Source organism: Streptomyces sp. NBC_01390 (assembly GCF_045040105.1).
Lineage (GTDB): Bacteria > Actinomycetota > Actinomycetes > Streptomycetales > Streptomycetaceae > Streptomyces.
Genome location: NZ_CP109551.1, coordinates 4786243 through 4804168 on the forward strand (window position 1 = coordinate 4786243; position 17926 = coordinate 4804168).

Annotated in this window: 17 protein-coding genes; 8 read left to right on the forward strand and 9 right to left on the reverse strand. The window is 70.4% G+C overall.

All coding sequences use genetic code 11. The features are described from left to right. The first annotated feature begins 156 nt into the window (after positions 1 to 156). Entirely contained in the window at positions 157 to 741 is a 585-nt protein-coding gene (locus OG241_RS21400) for a nicotinamidase (protein WP_405817133.1), read from the forward strand. A gap of 85 nt (positions 742 to 826) precedes the next feature. Here OG241_RS21400 and OG241_RS21405 read toward each other — a convergent pair whose 3' ends face one another. The 3 genes from OG241_RS21405 to OG241_RS21415 form a co-directional block, all read right to left on the reverse strand. Continuing rightward, positions 827 to 1306, reverse strand: a complete 480-nt coding sequence (locus tag OG241_RS21405; RefSeq protein ID WP_405817134.1) for a pyridoxamine 5'-phosphate oxidase family protein — start codon at positions 1304 to 1306, stop codon at positions 827 to 829. 115 nt (positions 1307 to 1421) lie between these two features. After that, positions 1422 to 1784, reverse strand: coding sequence for a hypothetical protein (locus OG241_RS21410; protein ID WP_405817135.1), 363 nt, complete (start codon positions 1782 to 1784; stop codon positions 1422 to 1424). Positions 1785 to 1906: 122 nt separating this feature from the next. Further along, positions 1907 to 4270, reverse strand: coding sequence for an immune inhibitor A domain-containing protein (locus OG241_RS21415; protein ID WP_405817136.1), 2364 nt, complete (start codon positions 4268 to 4270; stop codon positions 1907 to 1909). A 389-nt stretch (positions 4271 to 4659) separates the two neighbouring features. Between OG241_RS21415 and OG241_RS21420 the strand changes: the two genes are divergently transcribed. Next, complete coding sequence (locus tag OG241_RS21420; protein WP_405817137.1) at positions 4660 to 4956, forward strand: hypothetical protein; 297 nt, start codon at positions 4660 to 4662, stop codon at positions 4954 to 4956. A 117-nt stretch (positions 4957 to 5073) separates the two neighbouring features. On the opposite strand, the gene OG241_RS21425 is transcribed toward OG241_RS21420, so the two are convergent. Next, entirely contained in the window at positions 5074 to 5751 is a 678-nt protein-coding gene (locus OG241_RS21425) for an RDD family protein (protein WP_405817138.1), read from the reverse strand. A 144-nt stretch (positions 5752 to 5895) separates the two neighbouring features. Further along, positions 5896 to 7380, reverse strand: coding sequence for an RDD family protein (locus OG241_RS21430; RefSeq protein ID WP_405817139.1), 1485 nt, complete (start codon positions 7378 to 7380; stop codon positions 5896 to 5898). Positions 7381 to 7669: 289 nt separating this feature from the next. Here OG241_RS21430 and OG241_RS21435 point away from each other — a divergent pair, with 289 nt between their 5' ends. Next, positions 7670 to 8158 (forward strand): SsgA family sporulation/cell division regulator, encoded by a 489-nt coding sequence (locus OG241_RS21435; RefSeq protein ID WP_405826356.1) that lies wholly within the window; start codon positions 7670 to 7672, stop codon positions 8156 to 8158. A gap of 17 nt (positions 8159 to 8175) precedes the next feature. Here OG241_RS21435 and OG241_RS21440 read toward each other — a convergent pair whose 3' ends face one another. Beyond that, positions 8176 to 9582 carry an FAD-binding oxidoreductase gene (locus tag OG241_RS21440; protein ID WP_405817140.1) on the reverse strand — a complete coding sequence of 469 codons (1407 nt, stop codon included), beginning with the start codon at positions 9580 to 9582 and terminating at the stop codon, positions 8176 to 8178. A 91-nt stretch (positions 9583 to 9673) separates the two neighbouring features. Here OG241_RS21440 and OG241_RS21445 point away from each other — a divergent pair, with 91 nt between their 5' ends. Next, positions 9674 to 11083, forward strand: coding sequence for a tetratricopeptide repeat protein (locus OG241_RS21445; RefSeq protein ID WP_405817141.1), 1410 nt, complete (start codon positions 9674 to 9676; stop codon positions 11081 to 11083). Between the two features lie 33 nt (positions 11084 to 11116). On the opposite strand, the gene hppD is transcribed toward OG241_RS21445, so the two are convergent. Beyond that, positions 11117 to 12262, reverse strand: a complete 1146-nt coding sequence (gene hppD, locus OG241_RS21450; RefSeq protein ID WP_405817142.1) for a 4-hydroxyphenylpyruvate dioxygenase — start codon at positions 12260 to 12262, stop codon at positions 11117 to 11119. 156 nt (positions 12263 to 12418) lie between these two features. Here hppD and OG241_RS21455 point away from each other — a divergent pair, with 156 nt between their 5' ends. The 3 genes from OG241_RS21455 (at position 12419) to OG241_RS21465 (ending at position 13836) form a co-directional block, all read left to right on the forward strand. Beyond that, positions 12419 to 12895 (forward strand): Lrp/AsnC family transcriptional regulator, encoded by a 477-nt coding sequence (locus OG241_RS21455; RefSeq protein WP_405826358.1) that lies wholly within the window; start codon positions 12419 to 12421, stop codon positions 12893 to 12895. A 70-nt stretch (positions 12896 to 12965) separates the two neighbouring features. After that, positions 12966 to 13553 (forward strand): ArsR/SmtB family transcription factor, encoded by a 588-nt coding sequence (locus OG241_RS21460; protein ID WP_405817143.1) that lies wholly within the window; start codon positions 12966 to 12968, stop codon positions 13551 to 13553. Between the two features lie 94 nt (positions 13554 to 13647). Continuing rightward, the gene (locus tag OG241_RS21465) at positions 13648 to 13836 is read left to right on the forward strand and encodes a hypothetical protein (protein ID WP_405817144.1); all 189 of its coding nucleotides are present in this window, start codon (positions 13648 to 13650) and stop codon (positions 13834 to 13836) included. A gap of 121 nt (positions 13837 to 13957) precedes the next feature. Here OG241_RS21465 and OG241_RS21470 read toward each other — a convergent pair whose 3' ends face one another. Continuing rightward, positions 13958 to 15025, reverse strand: a complete 1068-nt coding sequence (locus OG241_RS21470; protein WP_405817145.1) for a LacI family DNA-binding transcriptional regulator — start codon at positions 15023 to 15025, stop codon at positions 13958 to 13960. A 226-nt stretch (positions 15026 to 15251) separates the two neighbouring features. On the opposite strand from OG241_RS21470, the gene OG241_RS21475 reads away from it, so the two are divergent. After that, on the forward strand, positions 15252 to 17069 hold the full coding sequence (locus OG241_RS21475) for an RICIN domain-containing protein (protein ID WP_405817146.1): 1818 nt from the start codon (positions 15252 to 15254) through the stop codon (positions 17067 to 17069). Positions 17070 to 17123: 54 nt separating this feature from the next. Here the strand turns inward: OG241_RS21475 and OG241_RS21480 are convergent, their stop codons facing one another. Continuing rightward, complete coding sequence (locus tag OG241_RS21480) at positions 17124 to 17915, reverse strand: S16 family serine protease (RefSeq protein WP_405817147.1); 792 nt, start codon at positions 17913 to 17915, stop codon at positions 17124 to 17126. Between the last annotated feature and the right edge of the window lie 11 nt (positions 17916 to 17926).

A 17926-nucleotide genomic window follows, 5' to 3' on the forward strand; every position in this document is an offset into this window, starting at 1 on the left:
ACCCCCGCTGCACAGGGGCAACAGGCGTCCGTGCCCGCCGGTTGCCCCGAATGCCCCCTCCCGAAGTGGAGCGGAAGTCTCTAGGCTCGGAAGTTCACATGTTCACACCGACCAGGCCCCCGGGCCCGCACCCCTGACACTCGAAGGACACCGCCCATGCGCCGCGCCCTGATCGTCGTAGACGTGCAGAACGACTTCTGCGAGGGAGGCAGTCTCGCGGTGGCCGGGGGTGCCGATGTCGCCGCCGCGATCACCGAGCTGATCGGGCAGGCCCCCGCCGGTTACCGCCATGTCGTGGCGACCCGCGACCACCACATCGCCCCGGGCGGACACTTCGCCGACAACCCCGACTTCCAGCGCTCCTGGCCCGCGCACTGCGTGGCCGGCACGGAGGGCGTGGGCTTCCACCCGAACTTCGCCCCGGCGGTCGCCTCCGGCGCGATCGACGCCGTCTTCGACAAGGGCGCGTACGCGGCGGCCTACAGCGGCTTCGAGGGCGCCGACGAGAACGGCGTCGGGCTGGGTGACTGGCTGCGGGCCCGTGAGATCGACGAGGTGGACGTGGTCGGTATCGCGACCGACCACTGTGTCAGGGCCACGGCTCTGGACGCGGCCCGCGAGGGCTTCCGCACGCAGGTCCTGCTGGACCTGACCGCCGGGGTTGCCGAGGAGTCGACGGAGCGGGCCCTGGAGGAGCTGCGGGCGGCGGGCGTGGAGCTGTCGGGGAAGCCTGTCGTCTGACTGCGTCCGGCGCCTCCCGTAGGTCCGGTGGGTCCGGTAGGTAGCCCGTACGCCGCTGTTCCCCCCGCCTCGGGCCGCCCCTGGCTCAGTCGCCCCGGACCAGCCACTTGCCGTCGCGCATGAGGTCCCGGTCGGCCATCTCGGGCACGGTTCCCCATGCCTGGATCACCTCCGGGGTGATCTGGAACCAGACGTACGAGGGGCCGCTCCCCCGGGGGTCCCAGCCGTCCTTCGCGGCGAAGGCGTCGCCCACGGAGGCCGGCAGCTCCTCGCTGGTCAGTCTGCGGGCGGTCCCCTGTATCAGGACCACGTCCCGGGTGTGGCCGAAGGAGAGCCGCACCCGGCCGGAGGTGCGCAGGTTGCGGCCGGTCGGGTTGGTGTCGCGGGTGGCCAGCCACACCGTCTCGCCGTCCCACCAGAAGGTCAGCGGTACGAGGGTCGGCTCGCCGGTGGCGTCGGCCGTGGCGACCCATGCGTCGGTGTCCCGCGTGAGCCGTTCCAGTGCTTCTCGTCCGCGCTGCTCGATGCTGCGGGGTCCGCCGGGGGAAGAGTCAGCTGCCGTCATGCGGCGAGATTACGGCGTACACCCGCCCGGTCACATCGTGCGATGGGACTAGGCCGAAAGGCCGAGGCCCCCGGAGGGCGGTCCCACCCGTCTCACACCCCATCCCGCACCCGTCTCACACCCGGGCCGGCGGCCTCCGCAGCAGCGACCTGATCGGGTGCCACAGCTCCGTGCGCTCCGGAATCGAGGGGACGCTGTTGGCCGGGGCCGTGCGCCATATCAGGCCGTCGGGGTGGTGGAGGACGGCCGTGATCTCGTCGGGGCTGGGCGGCTCCGCGTTGCCCCGGAGGTAGACCGCTCGCAGGCCGAGGTTGCGCAGGCGGGTCAGTGCCCTGGCGCGGTTCTGGGCGAGCACCAGGACGCGTACGTCGTCCAGGCCCACGCCCGTGGGTCTGCCGGTCGGGGCGGTGGGGCTGGGCAGATTCAGCGCCACCACCACGCTGCCACTGGGCAGCTTGCAGAAACCTCCTGCGGCCATGCGGTCACACCCCCCGTGGGACTCGGTGTCAATAAGAAAGGCACAGGAGGCACCTAAACACGATCGGCCGCGACCCGCCAGGGGGTCACGGCCGATCATGCTCTGAGCTGCGGTTATACGAATTACTTCACTGCGGGACCGACCTGGATCGAGATCGTGGAGCCGTCCTTGGCCTCCTTGACGATCTTGATCTTGGTGTTGGTGTCAGTGATCTTCACGCCCGCGAGCGGGGTCGCCGCGTCGTAGTACGTGGAGGTCCGGTCGTTGAAGACCGGCACGCCCTTCTGGGAGGCGACCTTCGTGAGGACGTCCGCCTTGTGGAGCCGGAGGGCGTCCGTGCGGTACAGGCTGAACGGGGAGTCGTAGGACTGGATGCGGTTGCGCATCACGGTGCCGTCCGCCCACTTCAGCGGGGTCGGGTGCGCGTCCACCGGAAGGATCTTGCCGAGACCCGGGTGCGCGGTCACGTTGTTGTCGTTCTGGGAGGTGTCCCACTTCCAGATCAACAGGCCGTTCTGGTACGGGAAGTGCTCGACCCAGTCCGGACGGGTCGTCGAGAAGCCGAAGTTGTACGGGCCGACCTTGAGGGTCTTGTCGTACGACACGTACTGGCGGTTCTCGGCGATGTAGTACTGCGGGTAACTGTCCGTGAAGGACGCGCCGATGCGCGAGAAGCCCTTCGTCTTCCAGGCCGCGTCCGCGCTCTCCGCGTTGTCGGCGAAGAGGGTGGCGCCGTCGGCCGTGAGGGTGATCTCGTCGGCCGCGAAGCCCTTCTGGGAGACACCGCCGTCGGACGAGTAGCGGAAGCGCAGGTCGAACTTCTTGCCCGCGTAGGCGTCCAGGGAGTACGAGAGCTTCTTGTACGCGTCCACGGTGCCGGTGAGCGCCGGGTTGCCGCTGCCGTCACGCGGGATGGCAGCGCCGTCGACCGTGCCGTCGACGGGCGTGAAGGTCGCGCCGCCGTCGGTGGAGACCTCGGTGTAGAGGTAGTCGTAGTCGGCCTCGATGTCGTACCAGCCGTCCAGGGTGAGGGTGGCCGAGGACTTGCCGGTGAGGTCGACCGAACGGGTCAGCGTGTTGTTGAGGTCGTTGGCGCTGCCGCTCCACCACTGGGTCGCGCCCTGCGCCGGGGGGACGACCTCGGTGGTGACCGTCTTGTCCGGCAGCTGGACGACGAGCGCCTGGGCGTTCTTCGTGTTGTACTCGGAGACGCCCAGCTTGTGGCTCGACTTCTTCCCGGCCTTCGCCGTGTCGTACTTGAGCCAGCCCAGCTGGAGCTTGTCCCAGGCGGTCATGTCGCCGGGCAGGTTGCCGATGTTGTCGCCGCCGGTGCCGAGCCAGGAGCCGGACGACATCAGGGTCCAGTAACCGGTCGAGTTCTCACCGGTGTTGGTGGTGTCGTAGTGGTCCGGCAGGCCGAGGTCGTGGCCGTACTCGTGGGCGAAGACCCCGAGTCCACCGTTCTCCGGCTGGATCGTGTAGTCGCCGACCCAGATGCCGGAGTCACCGATCTCGGTGCCGCCGTTGAGGTTGCCCGCGGGGCCGGTCGCGCCCTTGTCGCTGCCGAACGCGAACCAGCGGTGCGCCCAGATGGCGTCCTCGCCCTGCGCGCCGCCTCCGGCGGACTCGTCCTCACCGGCGTGCACGATCTGGAAGTGGTCGATGTAGCCGTCGGGTTCGTTGAAGTTGCCGTCGCCGTCGAAGTCGTTGCGGTCCCACTGGTCGTACGCGGCCAGCTGGGCCTTGATCGCCGCGTCGGTCGCGCCGGCCGCCTTCTGCGCCGCGACCCATGCGGCGACCCCGTCCTGCACGGCGTACCAGGCGCAGTTGTCGGGATCGCAGCTGTTGGAACCGTAACGGGCCTCGTTGTAGGGGACCTTGACCCAGTCCGAGACCGTGCCCTCGACCGAGTAGCGGCCCGAGGACTGCTTCTCGTAGTACTTCGTCATCGACTCGACGTTCTTGCCGGTGCCGAAGTAGAGCTGCTTGAAGTGCTCGGTGTTGTAGTCCGCCTGCCAGGCCGTGCTGTTGTCCTTGGCACGGTCCGGAGCGGCTATCTGGTTGTGCAGCGGGCCGGGCGTGCCGCCATAGCGGCTGTCGACCTGGTCGCCGAACTCGACGAGGATCGTGAAGATCTTGTCGGTCCGCTCGCGGCCGAGCTCGACGTACTTGCCCTTGCCCTTGCCGCTCTTCAGCTGCACGACCTGTGAGCCGTTGCGGTTCTGGGCCTTGGACTCGCCCGAGATGACCTGCCGGAGGGCTTCCTCGCGCTGGGCCTCCTGGGTCTGGCTGAGCGGCCCGTCGAGGTCGTGGTCGGCGTGCTGTTGCTCCGCCGGGTCGTGCCGGTTCACGGCCGGCACGGTCGAACTCGCCTTGCCTGAGCCCGAGTCGGCCTCGGCGATGGCGAAGGTGGAGAAGGTGGCGGCGGCTGTGGCGAGTGCCACGCCCACGGCCGCCGTTCTGAACGTCCAGGGTCTGCTGGTCACTTGAGGGTCCTCCCCCGCGTCCGTCGCCGCGGATGGGGGGTTCCTGGTTCGGAAGCTGTCCGCGGGCGGTATACGCGTGTAGTCAAGTGACGTAATTTGACTAGAGGTTTAGAAGAAAAGACAGACCTTGACTTGGACAGGTCAAGTGCATTATGTGGGCTTGATACTTCCCATACGTGTCGCCCGACCGGCGCGCGGGCGCGTCCACTTGGTGGACGTGATGACTCCGTGCGCCCCCTGTGCTCCGGAGCCGTGTGTTAGGTCACGCTTACCGCGCGTTCCAGTCGGGCATGCACGCGATTAGAGTCGGTCGGCGGACGCCGGATATCCGGTGGAAAGCCAGGCCGACACGCTCCCCTCACCCCCGAATCCACGAGGACTCGATTGCCATGCCTCGTCAGACCGCGCCTCGTCCGACCGTCGCACAGCTCACCTACGGTTCGTGCACCGTGATTCTCTCGACGCTCGCCATGCTGCTGCTGTCTCAGACGGATTCGGGCCCGGGGGTCGCACTGATCGCCCTGGTGGGACTCGTCCTGGGACTGCTCGTCGCCATGACCGTGCCCCGGCACAGGCCGGCCCGCACGGCCTCCCAGATCGTCGCCTCGTCGGCCGCCCCGGCGGTCGTCGCCCCGGCACCTCGCGAACGCGTCCCGGTGCAGGCCTCCTCGGCCCAGCAGGACTGACCCACCTACTGACCACCTCAGGACCGAACCCCCCTTACGCCAACGGCGGTTGGGCGGCGCCCGCGTCATACGGGCACCACCCGACCGCCGTTGCCGTCCCCCCGCGCCGGTTCACGCTCAACCGGTGCTGACCACCACCGTCTTGGCCGCCTTGTCGTGCAGGCCCTGCTTGTACGGCTTGTCGAAGAAGCTCCAGCCGCCCGAGATCGCCGTCCAGATGCAGGCGCAGCAGAAGGCGAACGGGATCCACAGCACGAGCGACCGGACGAACGCGCTCTGCACGGAGGGCGTGGCGCCGTTGTCGAGGTTGGCCACCCGCAGCCGGAGCCATTTCTTGCCGAGGGTCTGCCCGGTCCGGGACATCAGGATCGTGTCGTACGCGATGTAGAGCACGGCGGCGATGACCGACTGGCCGATCGAGCGGCCGTACTCGATCTTGTCGCCGTTGACGTCGTACTCGTTGACGTTGAAGCCCAGGGTGAGCAGCCAGACGACGACACCGACGAGGATCATGTCGACGATCCGCGCGAGCACCCGTCGGCCGCTGTCAGCGAGCGGGGGCATGCCCGCGAGGGGGTCGGCGGCCCCGCCGTAGGGATCACCGCCGCCGCCTCCGTACGGCCCGCCGGCTCCGCCGTACGGCGCACCACCGCCCCCGTACGGCGAGCCTCCGCCGGCGGCGCCCGAGCCGCCGTAGGGGTCGCCTGAGCCGTACGACGGGGGCGGTGGCTGCTTCCTGAACGGGTCGTCGTCCGGTGGCTGCTGACCGGAGCCGGGGGGCGGTTCGCTGCTCATGGCCCGAGTGGACCGCGAACCGCCCGGGCCCGCATCCGGCGAGCGGCCGTCCGGGGTACCGGATCGGCTGGGGCGTACGCCGTAGCGGGCCGACCCGTGTCGAACGTCCGGCCGTGTTGGAGCCGTACGCCCGGTCGTCCGTGGTCAGCCCGCCACGAAGGTGTGCGCCGCCTTGTCGTGCCAGCACTGGTGCCACGGGCGGTCGAACAGGCACCACAGGACGCCCACGACACCGATACCGAGCAGCCCGGGGACGCCGTAGACGAGCCAGCGGCGCAGGGCCGCGCCGAAGGACGGGGGCTCGTGGCCCTCGATGTCCCGGACCTCCAGGCCGAGCAGCTTCTTGCCGAGCGTGCGGCCCCACCTGGCGGTGGGCCACGCCTCGGTCAGGACCCCGGCCAGCAGCAGTACGGCCAGCACGATGCCCAGGTACAGCCCGGTCGTGCCGTCGAGCAGCCATACGGTCACGGTCTCGCCGGAGAGCTTGGCCGCGTCGATCTTCTCGTTGACGTGGTCGAGGGCCATGGTGCCCAGCGGTACGGCGGCCACGGCGGTGAGGGCGCCGAGGACGAGGGTGTCCACGAACCGGGCTACCAGCCTCTTGCCGAGGTTCGCCGGACGGGCCGAGGCCTGTCGTCGGGCGGCCGCCTGGAACACGTCCTCGACGGGCGGCTTCCAGGGCGCGAGGCGCTGCTCCCCGCCCTCCTCGGCCCCGCCCGGGCGGGGCGCCTGCATGGCCCAGGACGGCTGGCCGCCGCCGACGCCGTGGGCCATCGGCGCGCCGGCGCCGGGAATGTTCTGCTGGGGGACGGCCGGGGTCGCGGGCAGCAGGGCGGGGTTGGCGCCCTGGGCCGCCGCCGCACGGGCCGCCGCGGCCTTCCCGGCGCCGAAGCCACGGCCGGACGCGGGAGCGGGAGCAGGTGCGGGAGCGGGTGCCGTCACGGGGCCCTGCGCGCCCTGCGGCGAGCCCGTGCTCCCCGGCTGCGCGCCGCCCGCCCCGTCTTCGCGCCCCGTGCGCGGGGAGAGCGCACGGAAGGTCATGGTGCCCTCGGAAGGCACGGGGCCACGGGTGCCGGGGACGCCTCCCTCCGCTCCGGTGGCGGCCGGTCCCGGGATGGGCCGGCGGAACACGAACGTGCCCGACTCGGGCATGTCGCCGACGTCCGGCTCCATCGGCGGGATCGTCGCGGAACCGTCCGTACTGGCCGACCGCCCGTCCGGCTGGACCGGGGGCTCGTGCGCCGCCCTGGGGTCGGCCGTCCTCGGGTCGGCCGCCTGCGCCGGTGAGCCCCAGGAGACATGGCGGTCCCGGTCGCCGCCGAACCCGGACTGGTGCGAGCGGTCGGCGCCCCAGGCGGACGCCGGTTCCGGCCGGCTGCCGTGCTGGGCCTCGGCCGGGGTCGCCCGGCGCGGCTCGGCGGCCTGGCCGGTCGGGTCCTGGTCGAAGAAGTGCGGCCCGGTCTCCTCGACCCGCGCCGCGGCGGGCGCGCCGTCGGACTGCGCCGGGCGGCTGGTGCCCGGCACCCAGGAGGTGCCGTTCCAGAACCGGACATATCCAGGAATGGACGGGTCCGGGTAATACCCTTCGCGGGGCCTGTCGTCACCGGGGGCCGGGGTTGGGGCGCTCATGTCCGTCGTCCCGTATCTGCTCGGGGGTCATTTGGGGTGCCCCACATCTATCAGACCGGCGCACACCCTACTGCCCCTCCGGCCGTACCTACTCCCTTCGTGACAGCTTCTGCCATCAGTCGCGACCGCTCCGACACCGTTCGCAAAAAACTTCTCCGAAAAACCTCTCGGAACCCGCGTAATGCTGACGCCTCCGCACGCTCTCTCCTCGTACGGGGCCACCGCAGGGCCCCGCACGACGCGTCCGACACGCTCGACGAGAGAGGAAGTGCCCGCCATGAACCACGCGATGAACACCGTGGTGGAACGGGAACTGGAGCTGAAACTCATCCTGTCGCCGGAGCGGAGCATCCCCGTGCCCGCCAGGCTCACCTACCGCACCAACGATCCGTTCGCCGTCCACATCGCCTTCCACATCGGCACCGAGAACCCCGTGAACTGGACGTTCGCCCGTGAGCTCCTGGTCGAGGGGGTGTTCAGGCCGTGCGGTCACGGTGATGTCCGGGTGTGGCCGACGAAGGTCGACGGACGCAGTGTCGTCCTGATGGCGCTGAGTTCACCCGACGGGGACGCCCTGCTGGAGGCGCCCATCCCCCAGGTGTCGGCATGGCTGGAGCGCACCCTGAGGGCGGTCCCCCCGGGCTCTGAGGCCGCGCAGCTCGGTATCGACGACGGCCTCGCCGAGCTGCTCGCGCCCACCACCGGCTGTCACGACGAGCTGTGGCTGCGCGACCCGTGGCCCTCGGACGAGTCCCAGGAAGGGGAGGGCTACGTATGACACGCGCCCCGGGTCGTTCAGAAGAGCTTGCCCGGGTTCAGGATGCCCAGCGGGTCGAAGGCCGCCTTGACCGCCCGCTGCATCTCCAGGCCCACCGGGCCCAGCTCGCGCGCCAGCCACTCCTTCTTGAGGATGCCGACGCCGTGCTCCCCGGTGATCGTGCCGCCCAGCTCCAGGCCGAGGGCCATGATCTCGTCGAAGGACTCGCGGGCCCGCCGGGACTCCTCGGCGTTCTGGGCGTCGAAGCAGACCGTGGGGTGGGTGTTGCCGTCGCCCGCGTGGGCGCACACCCCGATGGTCAGCTGGTACTTCTCGGCGATGCGCTCGACGCCTTCCAGCAGCTCGGCGAGCCGGGACCGGGGTACGCACACGTCGTCGATCATCGTCGTGCCCTTGACCGCTTCGAGCGCGACGAGGCACAACCGCCGTGCCTGGAGGAGCAGTTCGGACTCGGCGGCGTCGTCGGCGGGAACCACCTGCGTCGCTCCGGCCGCCTCGCAGATCACGCCGACGGCTGCCAGGTCGGCGGCGGGGTCGTGGGTGTCGAAGGCGCAGAGCAGGAGGGCCTCGGTGGTCTCCGGCAGCCCCATGTTCGCCAGGTCGTTGACGGCCTTGACGGTCGTACGGTCCATCAGTTCGAGGAGGGACGGGACGTGACCGCCCTCCATAATCCGGCACACCGCGTCGCAGGCAGCGGCGGCCGAGGCGAACTCGGCGGCCAGTACGAGCTGCCCGGGCGGCTGCGGCCGGAGCGCCAGCACCGCCCGTACGACGATGCCGAGCGAGCCCTCCGAGCCCACGAACAGCCGGGTGAGGTCGTACCCGGCGACACCCTTCGCGGTCCGCCGCCCGGTGGACATGAGCCGCCCGTCGGCCAGCACGACGTCCAGCCCGAGGACGTACTCGGCGGTGACGCCGTACTTCACGCAGCACAGCCCGCCGGACGCGGTGCCGATGTTGCCGCCGATCGTGCACATCTCCCAGCTGGAGGGGTCCGGGGGGTAGTACAGGCCGTGTTCGTTGACCGCGCGGGAGAGCGTGGCGTTGACGACGCCGGGCTCGACGACGGCGATGCGGTCGACCGGGTTGATCTCCAGGATGCGGTCCATCTTCACGAGCGACAGCACGACGCAGCCCTCGGAGGCGTTGGCCGCGCCCGACAGTCCGGTGCGGGCGCCCTGGGGGACGACCGGGACGCGCAGTTCGGTGGCGACGCGCATGACGTGCTGGACCTGTTCGACGGTGCGCGGCAGGACCACGACGGCCGGGCTGCCCGCCTCGCAGAAGCTCGCCATGTCGTTGGCGTAGGCGGCGGTGACGTCCGGATCGGTGAGCACGGCCTCGGCCGGCAGCTCCGCGAGCAGCCGGTCCGTGAGGTTGCCCTGGGCTTCGTCGGGTGCGGCTTGGATACGGCTCATGATCACAGGTTCGCACTCGGGGCCATCGGTGTGAACCCCGTCCGCGAGGGGCTTTCGGTACGGGAATCCGGTCGTCGTACTGACGCACAGTGACGCCATGGAGATGGAGAAAGTCCGTGCGCATGTCCGTGCTCGTGTCCGGGGTCAGGTCCTCCCGCGTCCGTTGATCGCCGCACTCGCGGGGTGTGCGGTGCTCGGCGGCGCCCTGATGATGCTGCCCCCGGACCGTCCGTCCGCCGGGTCCGCGCCGGGTCCGGGGGGCCGGGCGGAACGGGCGGTGACCGGCGGGGCGCCCGCGGCACTGCCCGACCTGCGGGTGTTCATCGGCGACCGCGAGGCGTACGTCCGCACGCACGCGCGTGACGGACAGGCCTGGGCGCAGCTCGGCTCGGCCTATGTGGAGCGCGGGCTGCGGACGTCGGACGCCGGGGACTTCCCGAGGGCGGAACGGGCGCTGCGTACGTCACTGAGGGTGCGCCCGGCGAGCGGGGCGGGGAACGCCGAGGGTCTGGTGGGCATGGCCGCGCTGGCGAACGCGCGCCGCGACTTCCCGGCCGCCCGGAAGTGGGGCGAGGAGGCGCTGCGCCGGGCGCCGAAGCGCTGGACGTCGTACCCGGCGCTGCTGGACGCGTACACGGGCCTCGGCGACTACAAGGCGGTCCGGCGGACGCTGGAGCGGCTGCGGGAGCTGCCTTCTGCGGCTTCGGTCCCGGCGGTGCTGGCGCGGACGGCGGGCGTGTACCGGGACCAGGGCCGCCGCGAGGACGCGCAGGCGGCCCTCTCGGACGCGGCGGCGCGGGCCACGAGCCCGGCCGAGGAGGCCGAATGGCAGTACCGGGCGGGCGAGTTGGCCTGGGAACGCGGCGAACCGGCCGACGCGCTACGGCATTTCGGGGCGGCCCTGCGTCTCGATCCCGGGCTGGGTTCCGCTCGGGCGGGCGAGGGACGGGCGTTGGCGGCCCTGGACCGGCCGACGGAGGCTCTCACCGCCTACCGGGCGGCCCTGGTCGAACAGCCATCGCCCCAATACGCGCTGGAGCTGGGCGAGTTGTACGACTCACTGGGCCGTCCGGAGGAGGCGCGGGCTCAGTACGCGGCACTGCGGGCGCGGGTCGCGAAGGAACAACTGGGCGGTGTCGACGAGGAGTTGCTGCTCGGCCGGTTCGAGGCGGACCACGGGGACGCGGCGTCGGCGGCACGGCGGCTGCGGGCGGAGTGGGCGCGGCAGCCGGGGCTCGACGCGGCGGACGCGCTGGGCTGGGCACTGCACCGGTCGGGCAAGAGCGAGGAGGCGCTGGGCTGGGCGAGACGGGCGACCGACAAGGAGCACGGCGCCGAGGTGCGCAGCGCGCTGTACGCGTACCACCGGGGCATGATCGAGCGGGAGTTGGGGCTGACGGGGCCGGCGCGCCGGCATCTGGAGGAGGCGCTGCGGATCAACCCGTACTTCTCACCGGCGGGGGCGCGGGCGGCGAAGGAGGCACTGTCGGAACTGGGCGAGCCGTGACCTACGGCCCGCCCGGCCGGCCGACCACCGGTCCTACAGGTTGCCGCGCTTGTCCTGCTCCCGTTCGATCGCCTCGAAGAGGGCCTTGAAGTTGCCCTTGCCGAAGCCCATGGAGCCGTGCCGTTCGATGATCTCGAAGAAGACGGTCGGACGGTCCTGGACCGGCTTGGTGAAGATCTGCAGCAGATAGCCGTCCTCGTCGCGGTCGGCGAGGATCTTCAGGTCGCGGAGGGTCTCGACGGGGACGCGGGTGTCACCGACCCACTCCCCCAGGGTGTCGTAGTAGGAGTCGGGCGTGTCGAGGAACTGGACGCCGGCCGCCCGCATGGTCCGTACGGTCTCGACGATGTCGTTGCTGTTGAGGGCGATGTGCTGGACGCCCGCACCGCCGTAGAACTCCAGGTACTCGTCGATCTGGGACTTCTTCTTGGCGAGGGCGGGCTCGTTGATCGGGAACTTGACCTTGAGGGTGCCGTCGGCGACGACCTTCGACATCAGCGCGCTGTACTCGGTGGCGATGTCGTCGCCCACGAACTCCTTCATGTTCGTGAAGCCCATGACCTTGTTGTAGAAGCCGACCCATTCGTTCATGTGGCCGAGCTCGACGTTGCCCACGCAGTGGTCGATCGCCTGGAAGGTGCGCCGGGCGGGCGGTTCGACGAGCGGGGCGGCGGCGGCGAACCCCGGGAGGTAGGGACCGTCGTAGCCCGTGCGTTCGACGAGGGTGTGGCGGGTCTGGCCGTAGGTGGCGATCACGGCGAGGACGACCGTGCCGTGCTCGTCCTTCAGCTCGTACGGCTCGGCCAGCGAGCGGGCGCCGTGCTCGACGGCGTACGCGTGTGCGGCGCGGGCGTCCGGGACCTCGATGGCGAGGTCGACGACGCCGTCGCCGTGCTCGGCGACATGGCCGGCGAGGAAGTGGCCCCAGGTGGTGGCGGGCTTGACGACGGAGGTGAACACGAACCGGGCGGAGCCGTTCTCCAGGACGTACGACGCGGTCTCGCGGCTGCCCGTCTCCGGTCCGGAGTAGGCGACGAGCCGCATGCCGAAGGCCGTGGAGTAGTAGTGCGCCGCCTGCTTGGCGTTGCCCACGGCGAAGACGACGGCGTCCATTCCCTTGACCGGGAAGGGGTCTGCCTGCCGGGCGGTGTCGGGAGTGTGGTGTGTGGTCTGCGTCATGGGTGAAGGGTCGCGCCGGGTTTGCAAGGTGCGCAATAGTTCGCGTGTTGAGTGGGCATTTTGTTCAGGAGAGTGCGGGACTGGGCGGCTCTTCTGTACAGGATGACCAGGGTGACCATCCGCACCGAGGACGCGAGAGGGATCAGGGAGGCCGCTGTGGCGATCGACGAGCTGGACGGGCGGATCATCGTGCTGCTGGCGCGGGAGCCGCGGATCGGCGTGCTGGAGATGTCCCGGCGGCTCGGTGTGGCACGGGGGACGGCGCAGGCGCGCCTCGACCGGCTTCAGTCGAACGGCGTCATCCGGGGGTTCGGGCCGCAGGTGGACCCGGCGGCGCTCGGCTACCCGGTCACCGCCTTCGCGACGCTCCAGATCCGGCAGGGACAGGGGCCGGACGTACGGGCCCACCTGGCGTCCGTGCCGGAGGTGCTGGAGCTGCTCACGACCACCGGCAACGGGGACATGCTGTGCCGGCTGGTGGCCCGCTCGAACGCCGATCTCCAGCGGGTGATCGACCGGGTCGTCGGTTTCGACGGCATCGTCCGGGCCGCCACGGCGATCGTGATGGAGAACCCCGTCCCCCTGCGGATCATCCCGCTGGTGGAACAGGCGGCGTCGGAGCACGGCGGGTGACGGGAGTTCCAAAGAAGTAGTTGCAAAGAAACCCTTGCAAGTACTTCTTTGCAACGCTACCTTTGTACTCATGCCGGAGCAGCCCGAAGAACTCACACCCCACGTACTCGACGCCCGTTCACTGCGCGGTCTCGCCCATCCCCTGCGGATGCAGCTTCTGACCGCAATCCGCCGTGGCGGTCCCGCAACCGCTTCTCAACTGGCCGCGAAACTGGGCGAGTCGAGCGGGGCGACCAGCTACCACCTGCGTCAGCTCGCCGCGCACGGCTTCGTCGAGGACGCGCCCGAGCACGGCAAGGGGCGGGAGCGCTGGTGGCGGGCCGCCCACGAAGCTGTGCAGTTCGACGACGCCCTGCTCAAGGACCCCGACCCGGCCGTCCGCGGCGCCGCCGACCTGTTCATCCACGAGGTCGCGAACAGCCACACCCGGGAGATCTCGACCTGGCTCGGCAACGCGAACGACTGGTCGGACGCCTGGCAGCGCTCCTCGGACATGAGCGACATGACGCTACGGCTGACACCCGAGACGGCCCTCGAACTGATCCACCGGATGCACGAACTCGTCGACAGCTACCGCGCCCAGGCCCCGGCCGAAGGCACCCCGGAGGCCGAGACGGTCCGCGTCCACACCCACGTCTTCCCGACCCGCACGACCTGATCCGCCCTGCCCTGCCCCGCCCTGACTTGAACTGACTTGAACTGACTCAACCTGCCCTGAAACGACTTGCCCTGACTTGAGAGGCTGAAGCCCGATGAACTCCGAGACCTACCTCGCCCCGCACACCCTCCGCGCCGCCGACCTCCGCGCGGACGCCGACGCCCACCGTCTCGCCCTCGCCGCCAAGCGCCCCCCGCGGGACCTCCGCACCCGCGTCGGCTGGACCCTCGTAGAGGTCGGCCTGCGTCTGGCCTCCGCGCCGCCGAAGCCCCGGCTCGCCTGAAACCGGGGGCCGACCGAATCCAGGGCCCGAGCAAATACAGGGCCCGCCCGGAACCAGGACCTGACCAAATCAGAGCCCGTCCGAAGCCAGCGCCCTCGGGAAACCAGGGCCCGACCGAAACCTAGGCCGAACCCAGGCCCCTCCCCGGCGGAGGCCCGCTCGACTCCCGTACCACCAGCGGCGGGTCCACCTCGTGCAGGACGCGTTCCGTCGAGCCGGGGTTCGTGATCTCGTCGACCAGGAAGCCGATGCCCTCGGTCGCCACCGAGTCGAAGTCCTGCGCCACCGTGGTCAGCGCGGGCTGCTGGAAGCGGGCGGCGGGGATGTCGTCCATCCCGACGACACTCACCTCGTCCGGAACCCGGCGCCCCCGCTCGTGCAACGCCCTGACCAGGCCGATCGCCATGTCGTCGTTCGCCACGAAGACCGCGGTCATCGCCTCGTCGTCCGCCAGCCGAAGGCCCGCCTCGTAACCGCTCGCGCAGGACCAGTCCCCCGCGACGGGCTCGGCCACCGGGAGGCCCACCTCGGTCAGCGCCGAGCGCCAGCCGTCCGCACGGTCACGGGACGCCCACCACTGGCCCGGCCCCGACACATGCCGGATCTCGGTGTGCCCCAGGTCGATGAGGTGCCTGGTCGCCACATACCCGCTGCGGTCCGACTTCTCCGCCGAACGGATCCGCCGCGCGGCGACCAGACCGGGAAAGCGGCCGATGGTGAGGATGGGGACGTCCAGCCAGACCTTGACGGGGCTCCCCTCGTCGATCGCCTCCGACAGCACGATGCCGTCGACGCCCTGTTCGAGGAGGCTGTCGATGGCCTCGGCGATGCTGTGCTCGTCGTCCTCGGTGGTGTGGGCGACGCTCACCGAGTAGCCGAGCCGGCGCGCCGAGCGCTCTATCGCGACGAGCATGGTCATGGGTCCGTAGAGCCGGGCCCCGAGGGAGATCACGCCAAGCCTGCGGCTCCGGCCCGAAGTGAGGCTGCGCGCCGCACCGTTGGGCCGGTACCCGAGTTGCTGGGCCGCCCGCAGAACCCGCTCCCGGAGCTCCTCGCGGACGTACGGCTCGTTGTTCATGACACGCGAGACCGTCTTCTGGGAGACGCCGGCGAGCCGTGCGACATCGGTGCTCGTCGCCGGTGGCCGCGAGACTCCGTCACGGCCTTCACGACCTTGGGTGCCAGCCACCGAAGCTCCCTCTTCTCAGGACTGCCTTTACAGGACTGCGCTGTCAGAAAACCGTCGCGAACAGTGTGCGGCCCGGTCCTCGAAATCGTCAATCGAAGCCGTAATCCGCAGGAAACAGCGGGAAACAGCTGCGACACAAGTATTGACGGCGGCTCGATCCGGGCAACAGAATCCGGCCTGACTACGCAGTCATGCGTGCAGTCGGGGCACAGCGATCGGAGCGGTGATGCGGAGAACGCAGAGTAGAGGAAAGCTGACGAAGGCGCTGGGGAGTCTCCTCGCGGCCGGCGCGCTGCTGGCGGTGCCCATGGCCAGTGCGCAGGCCTACGACCCGACCGGCGGGATCCTCTACCAGCTCGGCAACGAGCCGTGCCTGAAGGGCCGGGGCAACTGCGCGATCTACCCGAAGTCGGCCGAGCTGCCCGGCGGGCGGCTGGTCGCGTCGTTCGAGAAGTCCACCGTCGTGACGCAGTCGGGCAGCGCCGACGGCCAGACCCTCCCGGTCTACAAGAGCGACGACGCCGGCACGAGCTGGCAGCCGCTGTCCGAGGTCAAGGCCCCGGCGTACCTCTCCACGGACCCCAGGTACGCCAAGTACACGAGCAACTGGACCAACCCGTACCTCTACGTCCTTCCGCAGAACGTCGGTGCGCTGAAGAAGGGCACCCTGCTGCTGGCGAGTGTCGTGTCGGGGGACGACTACTACTACAAGGAGCACAAGGCCGCCGACCCCAGCTGGACGCCGAACAACGACGGTGACCGCAAGGATCTGGCGATCGCCCTGTACTCCAGCGTCGACGAGGGCAGGAGCTGGAAGGTCGTCAACGTCATCGCGTCCGCGGGCTGGCAGGGCGGCAGCGCGGGCGCGGTCGGCCAGAACATCGCGGCGGCGAACACGAACAAGCAGGTGGACCCCCTCTGGGAGCCGTACCTGATGGTCTACGGCGGCAAGCTGGTCTGCTTCTACTCCGACGAGAACGACTACACGGGCTTCGACCCGGTCACCGGCGTCCCGATCCTCGACCCCGCGAACGACACGGCCACCGACTCGCACGGCCAGATCCTCGCCCACCGGACCTGGGACGGCAGCGCCACCGCGTGGAGCGTCCCGGTCGTCGACGTCGCCGGTGCCACGCAGGACATGGGCGGCGGCAAGACGGAGATCGGCGGTGGACGGCCGGGCATGACCAACGTCGTCGCCACGTCGGACGGCCGGTGGCTGCTCACGTTCGAGTACTGGGGCGGCGGGGCCAACACCCGCTATGTGATCGCCGACAGCCCGCTGAAGTTCTTCCGCGGCTCCCAGACCGGCATGTCCGTCGGCACGCTGCCGGTCGTCGCCGGTTCCCGGCCCCTCTCGCAGGGCGGCAGCCCGGTCCTCATCCGGATTCCCGACGGACGCCTGGTGTACAACGCCTCGAACAGCGGCGACGTCTGGGTCAACGAGAGCGGGCGCAGCGACGGGGTGTGGACGGAGTACCAGACGACCTCGCCGGCCGGCTACAGCCGCAGCCTGCAGTACGTCGACTCCACCGGACGCGTCGCGATCCTCAACAACCAGGGCACGTCCACGATCGCCTACGCCGAGGTCGACCTCGGCGACTCCGCCGGCACCTACTACCAGCTGCTGAACCGCAAGACCGGCCAGGTGATCGGCACCGGCAACAAGACCAACGACGCCAACCTCGGCAACGGGGACACACCTGACGTGGTCCTCGAGGACGCCGGGGCGGCGGCGAACCCCGACACCCAGTCCTGGCACGTGGTGACCGAGCCGAAGGGTGGTACGACCCTGCTGAACAGGTCGGGCGGTCGCTCGGCGGCCATCTGGACCGGCAACGCGACGGTCGGCCAGCGTGTCGGCCAGTGGGTCGACAACAGCTCGACGGGCAGCTGGGACCTGATCAAGACGGCCGACGGCTACTACCGACTCCAGTCGCTCAAGAACACGGCCCTGTACCTGACCGGCGCGTCCGCCGGAGCCCCGCTGACCTTGCAGAACGCGGCGACGGACGGCTCGCAGGACTGGAAACTGGTCAAGTGAGCCGACGTGAGGTGAGGTCGGCAGCGGTGTGAAGTGGGCAGGGGATGCGCGGAGCTAACAGCTCGGCACATCCCCTTGTCCTGTCTCCAACGCCACCAGCGCTCCGACGGCACCCTTGAGAGTCGTCACCGGGATCAGCCGCAGCCCCTTGGGAAGCTCCGACTTGGCGTCCGAGCACTCCGCCTCGGGCACCAGGAAGACGGTCGCGCCGTCGCGACGCGCGGCCTGCGTCTTCAGGGCCACCCCGCCCACCGCGCCGACCGTGCCGTCCGCGTCGATCGTCCCCGTACCGGCGACGGTGCGACCGCCGGTGAGGTCTCCGCCCTTGCCGTCGCCGTCCAGCTTGTCGACGATGCCGAGGGAGAAGAGGAGCCCGGCGCTGGGGCCGCCGACGTCGGCGAGCTTCAGGGTGACCTTGATCCTGCCGGAGTCCTCGTCCAGGTACTTCAGGGCCGCCTCGGCCGCCGCGTCCTGCGACTGCTTCATCTCGGCGGTGTTGTGCTCCTCGATCTCCTTGGTGCTGTTCCCGCTCGGATAGACCGAGTCGCGCGGCATCACTGCCTGGTCGGTACTGAACCAGCCGTCGAGTACGTCACCGAGGCTCACGTGGGTGTCGGGGCCGGTCGCCTCGATCGTCGTCATCCGCAGCTCGCCGCGGGTCTTGCGGGGCGTCCCGCCGGTGATCGTGATGACCGGGTCGCCCTTGTTCTCGCCGAGGACGTTCGCCGTCAGGCCGGGCTGCGCCAGGGTGAACGGCAGCGGCGCGAACGCGGCCGTGGCGAGCAGGGCCACGACAGGCAGGGCACAGACGGCGACGGCCCAGGGGCGCGTGAGGCGAGAGAGCACGAGGTCAATCT

Excerpts from the sequence above, each read along its gene's own strand:
- OG241_RS21400 (WP_405817133.1), top strand. The coding sequence starts at position 157 with ATGCGCCGCGCCCTGATCGTCGTAGACGTGCAGAACGACTTCTGCGAG.
- OG241_RS21405 (WP_405817134.1), bottom strand. The coding sequence starts at position 1,306 with ATGACGGCAGCTGACTCTTCCCCCGGCGGACCCCGCAGCATCGAGCAG.
- OG241_RS21410 (WP_405817135.1), bottom strand. The coding sequence starts at position 1,784 with ATGGCCGCAGGAGGTTTCTGCAAGCTGCCCAGTGGCAGCGTGGTGGTG.
- OG241_RS21420 (WP_405817137.1), top strand. The coding sequence starts at position 4,660 with ATGCCTCGTCAGACCGCGCCTCGTCCGACCGTCGCACAGCTCACCTAC.
- OG241_RS21425 (WP_405817138.1), bottom strand. The coding sequence starts at position 5,751 with ATGAGCAGCGAACCGCCCCCCGGCTCCGGTCAGCAGCCACCGGACGAC.
- OG241_RS21430 (WP_405817139.1), bottom strand. The coding sequence starts at position 7,380 with ATGAGCGCCCCAACCCCGGCCCCCGGTGACGACAGGCCCCGCGAAGGG.
- OG241_RS21435 (WP_405826356.1), top strand. The coding sequence starts at position 7,670 with ATGAACACCGTGGTGGAACGGGAACTGGAGCTGAAACTCATCCTGTCG.
- OG241_RS21445 (WP_405817141.1), top strand. The coding sequence starts at position 9,674 with ATGGAGATGGAGAAAGTCCGTGCGCATGTCCGTGCTCGTGTCCGGGGT.
- hppD (WP_405817142.1), bottom strand. The coding sequence starts at position 12,262 with ATGACGCAGACCACACACCACACTCCCGACACCGCCCGGCAGGCAGAC.
- OG241_RS21460 (WP_405817143.1), top strand. The coding sequence starts at position 12,966 with ATGCCGGAGCAGCCCGAAGAACTCACACCCCACGTACTCGACGCCCGT.
- OG241_RS21465 (WP_405817144.1), top strand. The coding sequence starts at position 13,648 with ATGAACTCCGAGACCTACCTCGCCCCGCACACCCTCCGCGCCGCCGAC.
- OG241_RS21475 (WP_405817146.1), top strand. The coding sequence starts at position 15,252 with ATGCGGAGAACGCAGAGTAGAGGAAAGCTGACGAAGGCGCTGGGGAGT.